This is a genomic window from Bacillus sp. SD088 (assembly GCF_017355205.1).
Taxonomy (GTDB): domain Bacteria; phylum Bacillota; class Bacilli; order Bacillales; family Bacillaceae_C; genus Lederbergia.
On the sequence record NZ_JADIJK010000007.1, the window covers coordinates 37,071 to 51,310 of the forward strand.

At 37.8% G+C, this 14,240-nt stretch carries 14 protein-coding genes and 1 pseudogene; 11 read left to right on the forward strand and 4 right to left on the reverse strand.

Going from position 1 to position 14,240, the window contains the following annotated elements:
• Window positions 1-490 precede the first annotated feature (490 nt).
• Window positions 491-2,143, forward strand: a complete 1,653-nt coding sequence (locus IPU53_RS08005) for a carbohydrate-binding protein (protein ID WP_207449643.1) — start codon at window positions 491-493, stop codon at window positions 2,141-2,143.
• 101 nt (window positions 2,144-2,244) lie between these two features.
• Complete coding sequence (locus tag IPU53_RS08010) at window positions 2,245-2,589, forward strand: hypothetical protein (protein WP_207449645.1); 345 nt, start codon at window positions 2,245-2,247, stop codon at window positions 2,587-2,589.
• A 526-nt stretch (window positions 2,590-3,115) separates the two neighbouring features.
• Here the strand turns inward: IPU53_RS08010 and IPU53_RS08015 are convergent.
• Window positions 3,116-3,586, reverse strand: coding sequence for a hypothetical protein (locus IPU53_RS08015; RefSeq protein ID WP_207449647.1), 471 nt, complete (start codon window positions 3,584-3,586; stop codon window positions 3,116-3,118).
• Between the two features lie 46 nt (window positions 3,587-3,632).
• The gene (locus tag IPU53_RS08020) at window positions 3,633-4,379 is read right to left on the reverse strand and encodes a YqjF family protein (protein ID WP_207449649.1); all 747 of its coding nucleotides are present in this window, start codon (window positions 4,377-4,379) and stop codon (window positions 3,633-3,635) included.
• 217 nt (window positions 4,380-4,596) lie between these two features.
• Here IPU53_RS08020 and IPU53_RS08025 point away from each other — a divergent pair, with 217 nt between their 5' ends.
• From IPU53_RS08025 to erm, 4 genes are all read left to right on the forward strand, one after another.
• The gene (locus IPU53_RS08025; RefSeq protein WP_207449651.1) at window positions 4,597-6,000 is read left to right on the forward strand and encodes an FMN-binding glutamate synthase family protein; all 1,404 of its coding nucleotides are present in this window, start codon (window positions 4,597-4,599) and stop codon (window positions 5,998-6,000) included.
• A gap of 137 nt (window positions 6,001-6,137) precedes the next feature.
• Window positions 6,138-6,842, forward strand: a complete 705-nt coding sequence (locus tag IPU53_RS08030) for a methyltransferase domain-containing protein (protein ID WP_207449653.1) — start codon at window positions 6,138-6,140, stop codon at window positions 6,840-6,842.
• 301 nt (window positions 6,843-7,143) lie between these two features.
• Window positions 7,144-7,188: an erythromycin resistance leader peptide gene (locus IPU53_RS25605; protein ID WP_207449908.1), complete on the forward strand. Its 45-nt coding sequence runs from the start codon at window positions 7,144-7,146 to the stop codon at window positions 7,186-7,188.
• 402 nt (window positions 7,189-7,590) lie between these two features.
• Window positions 7,591-8,436, forward strand: a complete 846-nt coding sequence (erm, locus tag IPU53_RS08040) for a 23S ribosomal RNA methyltransferase Erm (protein ID WP_207449655.1) — start codon at window positions 7,591-7,593, stop codon at window positions 8,434-8,436.
• A gap of 150 nt (window positions 8,437-8,586) precedes the next feature.
• Here the strand turns inward: erm and IPU53_RS08045 are convergent, their stop codons facing one another.
• Window positions 8,587-8,847, reverse strand: a complete 261-nt coding sequence (locus IPU53_RS08045) for a TetR-like C-terminal domain-containing protein (RefSeq protein WP_207449657.1) — start codon at window positions 8,845-8,847, stop codon at window positions 8,587-8,589.
• Here IPU53_RS08045 and IPU53_RS08050 point away from each other — a divergent pair.
• From IPU53_RS08050 to IPU53_RS08070, 5 genes are all read left to right on the forward strand, one after another.
• Window positions 8,824-9,174 carry an MFS transporter gene (locus IPU53_RS08050; protein WP_313886463.1) on the forward strand — a complete coding sequence of 117 codons (351 nt, stop codon included), beginning with the start codon at window positions 8,824-8,826 and terminating at the stop codon, window positions 9,172-9,174. The genes IPU53_RS08045 and IPU53_RS08050 overlap by 24 nt on opposite strands.
• Window positions 9,175-9,362: 188 nt before the next feature.
• On the forward strand, window positions 9,363-9,623 hold the full coding sequence (locus IPU53_RS08055; RefSeq protein ID WP_207449661.1) for an alpha/beta fold hydrolase: 261 nt from the start codon (window positions 9,363-9,365) through the stop codon (window positions 9,621-9,623).
• A 120-nt stretch (window positions 9,624-9,743) separates the two neighbouring features.
• Window positions 9,744-10,067 (forward strand): hypothetical protein, encoded by a 324-nt coding sequence (locus IPU53_RS08060; protein ID WP_207449663.1) that lies wholly within the window; start codon window positions 9,744-9,746, stop codon window positions 10,065-10,067.
• Window positions 10,068-10,325: 258 nt separating this feature from the next.
• Window positions 10,326-10,781 (forward strand): GNAT family N-acetyltransferase, encoded by a 456-nt coding sequence (locus IPU53_RS08065; RefSeq protein WP_207449665.1) that lies wholly within the window; start codon window positions 10,326-10,328, stop codon window positions 10,779-10,781.
• 82 nt (window positions 10,782-10,863) lie between these two features.
• Window positions 10,864-11,223 (forward strand): MmcQ/YjbR family DNA-binding protein, encoded by a 360-nt coding sequence (locus IPU53_RS08070; protein WP_207449667.1) that lies wholly within the window; start codon window positions 10,864-10,866, stop codon window positions 11,221-11,223.
• A gap of 78 nt (window positions 11,224-11,301) precedes the next feature.
• Here IPU53_RS08070 and IPU53_RS08075 read toward each other — a convergent pair.
• A pseudogene (locus IPU53_RS08075) lies at window positions 11,302-14,211 on the reverse strand (Tn3 family transposase).
• Window positions 14,212-14,240 lie beyond the last annotated feature (29 nt).

Here is a 14,240-nt window from a genome sequence, read left to right on the forward strand (position 1 = left end):
TACCGCCTTTCGAGTTACCGCCAATCCGCTTACGGATGACCTTTACGCTAGATAAATCAATCAATGCTAAAAATACTGAACAGTTCTTCTTCGAATTGCATAGCGTGTGAAACTAAGTGATATGTATCGACCCAATCTCAAGATGATTGCTTTAGAAGCACCTCCTAAAATCTGTAATTAGTGAACAAAGAGTCCGTGTTTTGGTTAAAATTAGACATAGATCGCAAAGGTAGCTATTGTTCATTATTCAGTACTGTATGAAAAATAATAGCATGAAGTACTGAATAATGCAAGATAGTGAATTAAAAACTATTCTACATCGGTATTTATAAGAGTCCATCAAATGAGGACAGCAAATGGCCTTTTTGTTCAAAAACCAAAGTATTTGCAACCTTCATATATTCTTAACTATTCTTTACTCTCAATTCATAAACGATAAATATTATTCAATTATACTGAGAAAGAATAAGAATATGGGAGGAGAATTTACTTGAAATTCAAAACTAGTATATTATTAAGTTCAGTTTTAGCTCTGTCTATTGGTGCAGCCCAACCTATTTTTGCGGCAGAGATCCCGCCGTCAGTCATTACTTCCACTGTCACGGAGAACCCTCATAACAGCATGACACTCGCTTGGGAAACGCATGATCAGGAGGTTACAAAGGCGGTTGCGCAAATCGTTGAGAAATCAGATCCTAAAGGGTTCAAATCTAAGAACAAATTAGTTTTCTCTAGTAGTGATATCACCTTCAAAAATGAACGTGCTTATAGTAAAGTTACTGCTGGCTCTCTTGACGAAAATACTAAATACCGCTACCGCGTAGGAGATGGTTCAGAAAAAGGATGGAGTGAGGAGGGCCAGTTTAAGACTGCTAGTACAGAAGAGAATTTTTCCTTTCTTTATATCTCAGATACCCAATTTGACACCGCAGCAGGTGATGGGAAGAAAACAGAACAGATGTTAAAGAATGCGACAAAACAATTAAAGGATAAGGTTGATTTCACTTATCTAGCAGGAGATTTTACAAATACAGCAAATAATCCAGATCAATGGGATACATTCTTTGATGTTTCACATAATCTTTATCAGGATACATTTATGGTTCCTGTCATTGGTAATCATGATAGTGCCAGTGGACTTTACTTAGATAATTATTTTCCTTCACCAGAGAGCGGAAAGCAAAATACAGATCTTGAGCTACCTTATGTTTATTCATTCGATTATGGATCTGCTCACTTTGCATCATTAAATACGGAAAATATAAAAGATGAAGAGATTGATCAGCAAATTAATTGGTTACGAGAAGATATGCAGGCTAGTGACAAGCAATGGAAAATTGTCTTATTCCATAAAGGGATTTATTCTGGGGCGAGCCACATTACCGACTCAGGTATTATCAAACTTCGCACTGCCCTTTCACCAGTATTGGATGAATTAAAGATTGATGTTGTCCTCTCTGGTCATGATCATGTATACAGCCGCGGTTTTGTAAATGGTGATGGTACTAAGGAAAAGGCTGAGCTAGTTCATCCGGCCGATCCTTTAACCGTTTTTGCACCTGATGCACCGTTATATTACACAATCGCTTCTGGCGGTTTAAAATTTTATAATCCTAAAAATTATTCCGTCACAGCTGGTGATCCGCTTATTCCTAACTATGATTTCCTTGATATAAAAAATACAAATGTAGAAGATGAAGCTTCCCCAGAGGGAAATAAGATGACATATAGTCAAGTCACGGTAACTGATGAGAAAATTACCTTTAATACATCCTATACAACTACGAAGACAAATGAAAACAAGCATCTTGAAACGTTCTCGATTGTTAAAGAAAAGCAAGATGAAGAATGGTCTGCAGACAAAGTATATGTAGCAGGGGATCGTGTTAACTATAAAGGTAAGACGTATGAGGCGAAATGGTGGACCAGAGGGGAAAAGCCTTCTGATTCTGGCGAATGGGATGTCTGGAAGGAAATTAAGCATGAAGACCCTAATCATATTTCAGACTGGCAATCATCGAAGGTATATGTAGCAGGAGATAAGGTATATGATAACGGTATTCTTTATGAAGCAAAATGGTGGACGCGTGGTGAAAAACCTTCTGATTCTGGCGAGTGGGATGTTTGGAAAAAGCTAGACTAACAGATGTTCTTGGAGGCTGAGGGCCTAGCTAGCCTCAACAAGCCAAAAAAGGAATCTCGCACAATCCGAATTCAGTCAAGCAGGATTTCGGTCAATTAGGTGTGTATGTCGAGAAATTTACCCAAGCTGTGCAAGACGGAAATATCAGCGAAATCTTGGCATTGTTGAAAAAAGATGCGATCTATTATTCCGACGGTGGAGGAAAAGTTACAGCAGCTATTCGGCCGGTATACGGTGCTGAATACATTTCACGCTTTTTCCTAGGGGTTATAACTAAAATCCCTGAAGATTTTTCACTCAAGTTTGCAAAAGTAAATGGAAATCCAGGGATTGTCCTTTATTCGAGCGGGAAAGTCAAATACGTCCTTTCTTTTGAAATGAATGACGCAGAAATCGAGTCAATATACATGGTGGCCAACCCTGATAAATTAAGGCATATAAAATGATTTCGAAAGGCAAAGACCGAGGTTTTTGCCTTGTTTATGGATTGCTTAATGACAGGGTAGACGCTCCAGACTCCAAAGTATTTTTTCATCCTCTAATTAATAGAGTAAAGGAAGGGCTCAAAGCAAGGTAAAAGTGGGGAAAACATTAAGGTAGACTCAAGTTGAAAGAAAATTTGCTGTATCGTTACGAACGTATGATAGAAGGAAATAGTCTCAGTAACTGGAATATTTCAAGGTCCTTAAATAGAGTGGTCTATAGAAGAAGTCTTAAAGTTCAGTTATGCTTTGCGATCTACAGGAGCTCTGTTACTACGCCTTTAAATTTAATCAGTAAGGATATTACTATAAAAAAGGTATATTAATTGCCCTGAATTTTCTACACCAAGGAGAAAATTCAGGGTTTTGTTATGCTGGGATACTCTGAAAATTAGCCCTTTTAAAGCCCCAAAACGAAGAAATACGCAAAATAAGGAATTAGAAAAAACAGATGTTTTGTTCTTATTTAATTAAACTTTATATTGCTAAACTAACTGCTTTTCCTAATCGCTTTTTCAACAAGTGCTTGAAAGCCATAGATTATAACCGCTAAGGATACATTTATAATATACCACCCAGTATGTGTCATCTTTTTAAATTGGACAATGCCAAACTTGTTTCCAATATAAGGCATAGGATAGGCGTTAACTAAATCCAATACCATATTCATGATTAGGTATTTGCGGAAATTCCCATACGTTAATTTAAATATCCACAGGGTTGCGACAAAATAAGGGCCTAAAATATATGTAAAATCGATTGGCCCTGGAGATATAGGATTATTCGTTTTCCACCATTTCTTCTTGTTACAGATGAGGCTAAATACGCTTAAGAATAAATTGATAAAACTTGCAACAGGCAAGAACCTTAAAATATTTCTTTTCCCCATAAAAGGGACCGTCAGCCAGGGCAAAATTAATGTTGCGAGCGAAAATGCAATTTTCTTATTAAATTTAACCATTAACTCAAGCTCCTCCTAAAAAATTAATTTCTTTAAACGAACCTCGTTAAATCCGTATTTTCTTTATATTCCACATCAGTGAATCAACACCGGTTGAAAAATGAGCGATCGGTTTTCCTTCAGCAAGGTCAAATTGATAAGGAGTAAAAAGGGTATTTTTATCTACTTCGATCTTTGCTTTTTGCAATGGCCAAGGTCGATGGTGTATTTCACCGCAATAGATATTGCCTCCGTTACTCGAACTATATAAACAATATCGCTCAGTGAGCCAATGATCCAGTGTTCCTTGCTTTGGATAATAAACTTCTGATACAGGAATGTATTTGCCCTTAAAAGATACAGGAGGATCGTTGTTTCCTTTACGAATACTATGGCAATGAAAGGTTTGTCCTACTTTGCGAAAAGAAAGCTTCGCCGGATGATAGGGTAAATGATACCAGTTTTTTGCTATCTTTAAGGACGCCCAGTTCTCCACATCAATAGACATAAAATAAATGCCAGGTTTGCCATTATATTTAACATATGTCCTTACATTGATTTCTGGAAATTTAGGTGTAAGGGAAACATTTGAAAATCCAAGGGGGTAAATCCCCTCTATCACGAATAAAATGAGGCCTAACCATGCGGATCCTTGGAAGGTGTCAATTTGTAAGGAGGAGGGGATATGTGGACGTAGCTTTTCCGGTGAAACAGGCCAATGCAAAAACAATAGATTTCTCCATGCTTGTCGCATAATCCACTTTTTCGAAGGGAATGGGAAAGGACGATGATTGCTATCATTTAATAAGTCCATTAAATGACCTCCTTCTTCCAAGAAAATGACTCCTAAAGTTAACGAAAATTAAGCATAAAGTAAAATAATAACTAAAATTAAAAGATCTCTTGTAGTCTTTCCGTAAAGAAAAGTTTAATACCTGCTCTTTTTTCACGATGTAGAATATTTAAATGCTTCTCTTTGGGCAATAATGGTTAAATGACTGCTTAATTTATACCATATTGGAGAAGTGATTATGGCAAACTTTCTATATTATGTGTCTTTTGTGATGATTTCCCTATTATTTGTCCTTATTTTATTCATACTTATTGGTTGGCGCTGGATCATGAAGCGAATGGTTAAACAAATGGGAAAAATAATTCTAACCGATAGTTATCAAGAAAATATTATCGAGTTACTACCGGGGCTGCGACATATGGGTATTCAAAATATATTGGAAAATAGTCTACGTACAGAAACAGGCGATGTTCTCCATCGACCGCTTGGTTCTTCAAAGAAGTGGCCAAATTTAGATATGCTCACGTTTATCCCTGCTCAAACATCACCATTCCCTTTAGATGGAGAGGAAGAAGTAGATGTTGCCGTTACCATTGGACCAAAAGCGAAAAAACCGATGAAAATAAAGATTCCACTGATCATTAGTGGTATGGCCTATGGTGTCGCACTAAGCGAGGAAGTGAGACTTTCTTTGGCAGGAGCAGCAAAAAATGTAGGCACTGCTATCAATTCTGGTGAAGGCGGAGTATTGCCTGAGGAATTAGATACCGCCGGAAAATATATTTTGCAGTTTGCTAAAACAGAATGGTCAAAGGAAGAAAAACTTCTTAAACGAGCTGATATGATTGAGGTTAAATTGGGGCAGGGCGCCTTATTGGGAACAGGAGGAAAAATTTCACCTGAAAATTTAACCGGACGTGCTCGTAAGATAATGGGATTAAAGGAAGATGAGGATGCTGTCATTTATGATAATTTTTATGAAGATCAAACACTAGATGATTTGAAAGAACTTGTTGATGAGCTTCGAACCTTAACAGGGGGAATTCCAATCGGAGCGAAAATTGGTGCAGGTGGAAAGATTGAAGAAGATATTGATCATTTAATTTACATGGGAGTTGATTATATTGCAATTGATGGGGGACAAGCCGCAACCCATGGAGCCCCACCAATTTTATCTGATGATTTTGGGATTCCGACATTACATGCGGTTTTCCGGGCAGCCAATCATCTAAAAAAAAGAAAAGTGAAGGAACAAATTAGTTTAATTGTATCGGGAGGATTATTTGTACCGGGACACTTTTTAAAAATACTTGCATTAGGTGCGGATGCTGTCTATCTAGGTTCAACCATTTTATTTACAGTTGCACATTCTCAATCTCTGAATGCCCTACCTTTTGAACCACCTACACAAGTTGTTTGGAATGAAGGGAAATTCAAGAATCAATTTAAGATCGACGAAGGTACGCAATCAGCAGAAAAATTCCTAACAGCAAGTATTGAAGAAATGAAAATGGCATTAAGAGCGATGGGAAAACGTTCTTTAAAAGAGTTATCAAAAAAAGACTTAGTATCCTACGACGAATTAACTGCTAAAATGCTTAGTGTTCCATTTTCATTTGAAGCTTGGAAAGACACAAAGTAAAATGTTCATCAGTGGGATTCCTTTTTACCCGCAGATTGTGCTTAACGAAGCAGCTTCGTTGAAGAAGAAAAAGGTTCAGTTTCTCTATAAATTATGATAGGGTGAATTTAATTCGTATTATTTAGAGGTGAGTTTAGTTGAGTAGAGTTGAGCATAGTACAAAATTAGATTTGGAACGGATTGTTTTTATTGGAAGAACCTTTGAAGAGTATGTAGACATGTTTTCACTTTCAATAGAAAATCTTAAAGGGAAAAGAATACTCGATTGTCCAGCAGGAGCTTGTTCGTTTACTCCTGTTGGCAACAAACAAGGCCTAGATATAACAGCTGCTGATATTGCCTATTACCATTCAAAGGAAGATCTACATAATAAGGGTCTTAAGGATATTGAACACGCTATGGAACTTATGGAAAAAGCACAAAACAATTATATTTGGGATTATTTTATAAATATTGGAGGTCTTAGAAAACATCGTTTGAGCGCCTTGGAAAATTGTACTAACGATATGAGAGAATCGAGTAAACGATACGTCCCCGCCACTTTGCCTTCTTTACCATTTAAGGATGAAGAATTTGATATTGTTCTTTCTGCACATTTTCTATTTATGTATTCTGACCGATTAGATTACCAATTTCATGTAAAAACGCTAAATGAGTTATTGAGAGTTACGAAAGAGGAAATTCGTATTTTCCCTTTAGATGATTTGGAAGGAAAACGATATGAGCAATTAGATAAATTAATACATGATCTTGCTGCTAATGGATACACGGTGGAAGAAGTAAAAGTACCATATGAATTTCAGGCGAATGCTAACTCTATGTTAAAAATAAAAAAAGAGTAGCCACCGGGGCAACTGGCAAAGTTGTCTCTTGCTTTTTGGGTTAGTATTCCACCGAACGATGGCAAGACTCATCCACGATGCCTTATTCAGAGGGGGCTAACAAAAGGTGATGAAAATTTTAGCCACTTTTCCCATAACTCTAGCAACTGATAAATACCGGATTATTCGATTACTATTTTAGGATCAAACGCTTTTTTGTAATAACGGTTGAATACACGATTCAAAATGGTTTGACTTTTAATAAAATGCTGATATAATGTAACATGTAATTTTACATTAATTTAAGGAGGATTATTAAAAAATGCCACATACAAATAGACTTCGTTTCCCAACTTTGAATCAGTAATTGAATACTTTCAAAGGCTCTGCTTGTGCATGCAGAGTAAACGGGATTAGTCTGTTCTTTTTTAATAATCTTCATTTCATATTATTTATTATAAATGCATGTAATTTGACCTTAATGAGCGTGTTCAAAGCAGAGTCATTTTTACTGGACTTTTTGAACAATCTCTAATGGGGAAGTTATCGTGTGGAATTCTTATACTATCTTTGAGGAACGAACAATGATAGTAAACGATATGTAATGTTTAGAAAGGCGGATTGTTCTGCCTTTCTTTATTTATGTCAAAAATATCTTTGCTAAAGGCTGCAAATTTGCTTTTAACTGAATAAGGATGGGTCTACTTCCCTTTACTTTGAATCACAGGCAGATTATCTGCGATTTTTTATTTTGAAAGGAAGAGAAGAGATGACCAAAAGAACTTATAAATTTAGTGGCGAAAAATTGAGTCGTGGGAAACCTCCCAATTTTTCAGGGCAGCATTTAATGCATAATAAAAGGCTGATTAATGAAATTGTTGACAAAGCAAATGTAAGTCAAAAAGACGTTGTTTTAGAATTAGGTGCTGGAAAGGGAGCTTTAACAACTGTATTAAATCAACGAGCAGGTAAGGTTCTTGCTGTAGAATATGATGTCAAGTTTGTAGATATTCTCAAACGAAAAACAGCAGATAATCCTAATACCAAAATTCTTCATGAAGATATTATGAAAATCCGTTTGCCAAAAGAAAAGTTTGTCGTTGTATCAAATATACCATACTCTATTACAACTCCCATTATGAAAATGCTTTTAAATAAGCCTTCAAGTGGTTTCCAAAAAGGGGTGATTGTTATGGAAATGGGAGCAGCCAAACGTTTTACGTCAAAATCTGTTAAAGATTATTATGTGTTAGCTTGGAAAATGTGGTTTGACATATGTTATGTCAGAAAAATATCCAGAAACAACTTTTCTCCACCACCAAAAGTGGATTCCGCAATGATTACAATAACGAGAAAGAAAGAGCCGATTGTACCGCACAAGGATTACCTCATTTTCCTTGGATTGGCACAGTATGGCTTAAAACACCCCCAGGCTACGATTGGTGTTGCATTAAAAGGGATATTTACGCCTCCACAGCTAAAACAATTAAGAAGAAATTTGGGTGTGACGAATGATACATCAATAGGATTAATGACAGCCAGTCAATGGGGAGTTGTTTTCAATACGATGATTAAATATGTCCACCGGCCTTTATGGCCGAGAGTAAGGAAATAAAGATGAGCGATTTTTAACCAATATCAATTAAGGGCGCAAAAAGGGGTAAGGATCGCGCCCTTTCTTAGCATATGGTAAAACCAGTCTGCTTGATCTATTTTTCATAATTTTTTCCATAAAGGAAGTAATGCCTCCATAATTTCTGTTGAATTATTTTAACCCTGCAACACTAAAAGGGCCTTTTATCGTCATTTGTGAGAGTTTTTCCGCCATGTACTCTGATGAATACTGCATGTCATTCTCCAGCCAATAGGAAATAACCCCTACATACCCGTGTGCCACATAATGAATAAACAGTTCTTTAGGGATTTCCATTCTATTAGGGGAAGGGTGATATTTTTCTAGATGATCCAACATATACTCCTCAATAATTTTTAAAAATTGCTGTTGAAAAGAGGGGATCCCATTCAAATTGTTCAGTCCAAATGGCTAAAATGGGAACCGCGACTGATGATACTACTCGGTTTTTTGATTTTTGCTGGGAGTACAATTATTTTTCTTCTTACAAAAGAGCTTCATTTTTACTACTTAGCATTTTTTGTGTTTGGATTAGGTACCGGACTGATGATGACTGGTTCTATGGCTGGTGCTTCTCTCTCTGTAAGTAAAGCAAAGCAAGGTGAAGTGGCTGGTCTGGTTACAGCAATGCAGGGAGTTTCAGCAATAACCGCTCCTATTCTAAGCACTTCGCTTTATCAGATAGATAAACATGTCCCTATGGGGGAATTGTCCTACTAGCAAGCTACTGATTTTGTACATGTTGTACGGATTTCAAGAGAAAGTTTCCAAGAATAAAATGCAGCAGTCGCACGAATAACTATAAATTCTCGTATCACTTATTTACCAATACTTGGTTGTGGAGACTAAAGTGTGATGAGGGTAAGTAGCATGAAATATGTAATGATGAACGATGGAGGTTGAGATGTATGAGTGAAAATGTCATTATATTGAATGATGGTAGAAAGCTTGCGTATGCAGAATATGGCCAGAGTGATGGAGAAACTGTCTTTATGCTCCATGGGACGCCAGGCGCACGTTACCAAATCTATGCTACACGACTGGAGTCGATTGCAAAGGGAGGTCCAGTTCAATTACGAATTATAGTACCAGAACGGCTTGGGTACGGATTATCAGATGCCCAATCGGGAAGGACTCTTTATGATTGGTGCGAGGATCTTGTAGCTTAAGCCGACGAAATGGGGATTGAACGTTTTTCGATTGTAGCTGTTTCCGGAGGGACCCCTTAAGCTCTTGCATGCGCGTATAATCTGCCCACCCTTGTACGGAAAATTGTCGTTGTTATTGGAATGGGTCCGCTCAATATCCTTGGTCAAGAAGATTTCTGTCTCTACACCGAAGAAAAGATTTGTCTTCAGGGGCCTGAATTCACCCGTGCCTATATCACTCCGATAGCGAATATGACTGATCCTGATCAGTTCGTAGAATATTATATTGCTACTCTTTCAGAATGGGATCGAGCACTTATTTCGGAAGACTTGGTTCCCGTTCTTAAACATTCCGCGATCGAAGCGGTTAGGCAAGCAGAAGGAATGGTAGATGATTATGTTATTTTTGGTCAACCTTGGGAAATCCCGCTGCAAACATGCACCAGTTGCATTTTGGCACAGTGAGGCTTGATCAAGTTATCCCTATTCGCCATGCAGATTACCTGGCTATTATTCCAAACGCGAAAATGGATCGAATACAAAACTATGATCATACTGAGTCAATGTTAGTGGTACAACCCGAGCTTTATGGCTTTTTAACCGTAGATTGAGTGGAAAAGAACTGAGGTTGCTTATTATCGATTGAACTTACCGTAAGACCTCAATATAAGAGTAGGCGAAAAAGAATTGAAAGTGAAATCCAAATAGATAAGGAGCAATCCAGTGAATCCTAATCATATTTTTTATAAAAAGTTGAGTCATGGGGATGAAAGTGATTTTTACGAGCTCGTTTTATTATTTAATGAAGTATTTGAGACTAAAAATAGCGTGAATAAGAAGAATATCGGACGTTTGTTGAATAATTCTACCTTTGTATGCTTTGTAGCTTATATTGATCAAAAGATTGTAGGGGGAATAACCGCATATGAATTGGAGATGTATGACCAAGAGGGATCCTCCATGTATATATATGATTTGGCGATCAGTAAAGAGCATCAGCGTAATGGAATTGGAAGTAAGTTAGTGAATGAAATAATGGATTATTGTAGATCAAATGGGATAAAAGATATGTTTGTGCAAGCTGACGGCGTTGATCAACATGCTATTCAATTTTACAAAAAAATCGGTGGTGAGCAATCTAGAACATTTCACTTTTCTTTTAATCTATCCAATGACTAATTGAATCATCAAAATAAGTAATAATTGAAAAATAGTAATGATTCACCTAAAATTTGAATTAGCTTTAATTGATTAGAAGGTGATGCCATTGAGCAGAGAAACTATTTTAGATTATGCAAAAAGAAAATATGATACGGAACCTGATTATCCTTGGGGTAAATTAACCGACTATGCTGTACTCAGACATAAGAAAAATAACAAATGGTATGGGTTGCTTATGAATGTGGACAGAAATAAATTGAGTATTGAAGGAGAGGGAGAAACGGGCATACTGAATGTTAAATGTGATCCAGAATTAGCTAGCATCCTAAGAAAAGAGAATGCAATATTACCTGCTTATCATATGAATAAAAAACACTGGATTAGTATTGTATTGGATGGTTCTGTTTCAAATGAAGAAATTTTTCACCTCTTAGATTTGAGCTACGATTTAACGCAGTAATAGGGGGAAAAGTAGCATCTGTCGATTTTGGGGCCGTCTGTCCAATAAATGGAATTAATCCCATCATTGATGGGATTTCTACAAGGCGAGTCGCTGATCCAGATCAAATCGACCATAGGGAGTAATATGGTTATAAATTAAAGGAGTAAGAGCACGTAAATCCTCATGCGTCATCTTCTTAAGCCATCTTTGTTCCTTCATTGTGTTTTGGATTTTCAATGTGTTGATATACACCAAACAGTTCTGAAGAAGCTGAAGAGATCTTATTGCGATTTCCTGATCTTCGACCTGGTTTTTTTGAATTTCACCATTGTTTCCGAAGAAGATAAACTCAATCGCAGAGTTCCAGTTTTCTACGACGTTTAGCCCCTCTTGAATCTCCTGTCTAATTTCTTCGTGAATTAAGTAATCGCATAAGAAAATAGTTTTGACAACTTTTCCGAGTTCATTCAATGCTTTATAAACAGGATGACGTTTGTTTTTACTAAACCGTTTTAAGATCGCTTCTGTTTCAGCCGTATTAAATTTTAAAGCTGTATCATACTTCACCATTTGATCATACTGCTGCCGAATGAGATCCCAATCAATGGGTTTTTGCGCGATAACCGGTGACAAATTTGGATAGGGATCAGTCATGCCATGGTGCGGTTTATACAATTTTTGTCGTCCAATATTTTTAAAACGAGGCATAAGTTTAAATCCTAACAGGTGGCAAAAGGCAAACCCTATTTCACTTTGACCGTGGGTATCGACATAGTTACGATCCACATCTTTGTCCGTCGCATGATGCAGAAGGCATTGAATCATTGAAGCTACTTCCGATGATAAACATGTTTTTAATTGAGAGTGAAAACAGACAGACTGTTTTTCAACGTGCCAATAAATCATAACACCTGTACCGCGATAGCGAGGATGCCATTGACTCATCAGGTTCTGATCCCAAGCACCGATCTTTTTGGAATCAGAAGCACAAGATGTTGTCGCGTGCCCCCATACGTCTTCCAAACGCTCTTTTAGAATGGCATTTACCACTTGAACATTAGCTGCCTTTAGGTTTTCAGGATGGATATACTTTCGTTTCACATAAAGCAAGTTGTCATAAGTGACATCAGGATTCCCTGCAGCCATCCGTTTTAACCCCATGTTGGTTCCCAGTCCGTACAAACATAACAGTAGTCGCTTTTGAATGATTGCTCGATCCAGCCGTTCGTAAGTCCGTTTCCTTAAAAATATCAATCAGTTTCAACAGCCACCAACGCTTCGCTACCACTTGTTTAAATTGACCAATCCGTTCCGGTTCCTGTTGGGGTTCCAGGGGCGAGACGGAAATCCAGCCATTACGATGGTTCGTTATCGAGACTTTCGGGTTCTTCGGAATTGTTTGATTCAGTTGCCCTAACTTGTTGTGTAATTCATTCTGAAACTTCGAGATGATCGGCTCCACATCCATGGAAAGTCCCAGGGCATCATAATATTCCTGCCGCTTTTCCTCAAAGTCGAGGGGTAAATCTTCGTCAGGGTCCCGATATCGATCAGCGCCTACGACCCAAATTTCTTTACATCGAAGTTTATCTCTCAAGGATTGCAAGATGGCAATTTCATAATTGATGCGATTGACCCTCGGGTTTCCTTTCGTAGCTTTCTCAAGAACAACCTTCATAAATTTCGGGGAATCACTTCGTTAATTGGGACATCATTGTCAATGGGAAAATACTTTTGTTTGGTTCCTATGTATCTTTTCACTAGATCTAACGCTTCAATCACAGGCCGGTGTTTAGGGTTGTTTGAACGGAATTCCAAAATACGTAACAGCTCGGAAATCGCCGCGCGATAAGAATGACTGTAGGAGCTCCGCATTTTGTAATATACTTTTTCTCGATAGACATTCTTATTATACTTGAGTTCTTTCAACAGATCCTGTGCGGTTTCTTCGTCCATGACCGAGAATAAAACGTCCTTGACGACATGCTCTTGGTTATCCAACATGTTTTCAAGCAACGTGGCCAGAATGTTATTTTTTCCGCGAACGCGTTTGATTCTTTCAACAACTCCCGATCCACTTTCTTTTCAGCGTGCCCGTTAATATTATGCGTAATCGTCATCAGTAGTTCAACTAACGAATCCGTAATCTTCCGGCAACGGGACCAAAAGAAAGCCGATAACAAGGTATAGCGAACTTCTGGAGGATGGCGGCGATGTTCACTCGCCTTTTCAGAGATTGATCTCAACCGATACTTTCGCAACATCTTGGAAGGAATATGACTAAATAGATCATGGGGAAGTTCCAACTTTTTTAAGTCTTTTAGCTTTTTAATCTCCCATTCCAAGGTCTTTTTGCTTGCCCGTCCGGGTCCCATATTAATTTGGCTGAAGGTCATTCTTTCCCTATCCTCGGGCTGTGTATCTTCTATGAATTCATCATCCATATCTGCCCACGCTTTCACGGAGGCATCCATTCGTTTCTTTGATACCTCAGATAATCTTTGAAGCGTTTCTTCATAAAACTTTTGCTCATGCCGATGAATCGATGATTTGATCATCGTGTCGGATCGCATTGTGTGATGGTGGCTCAATCTCCGTTGGCGAAACGTTACCAGCACTTTTTCCTTCAATGATTCCTCTTCCTGCGTATGATCGAGTACATTTTCTATTAACCAACGTGAAATAACTTTAACATCTTGATGAGAATGTTCTCGAAACCCGAAGTATTGACGAATTTCAGCCCGGTGCCGCTTAATAGAACGCCCTTCCCAGGAGTAGTGCTTTCATTGACCAGCAGAGATGTTAAGCTGTTTCGCTAGGTAATTGATGATTGAGAAAGGAATTGATGAGGGTTTCATAGGAAAACGAGCTTCCTGTTGAAAATATTTTAACAGCAACAGCAAAGCCAAGTTGCGTATTTATGTTCTTATTGCCTATCAGCCTTTTTTCAGCCGGCAGTAAAACAAAATGTTCAACTAATTCTTCTTCCGTCCACTGACTTTTCATCTTACATCATCCCCCTCAAATAGCAGACG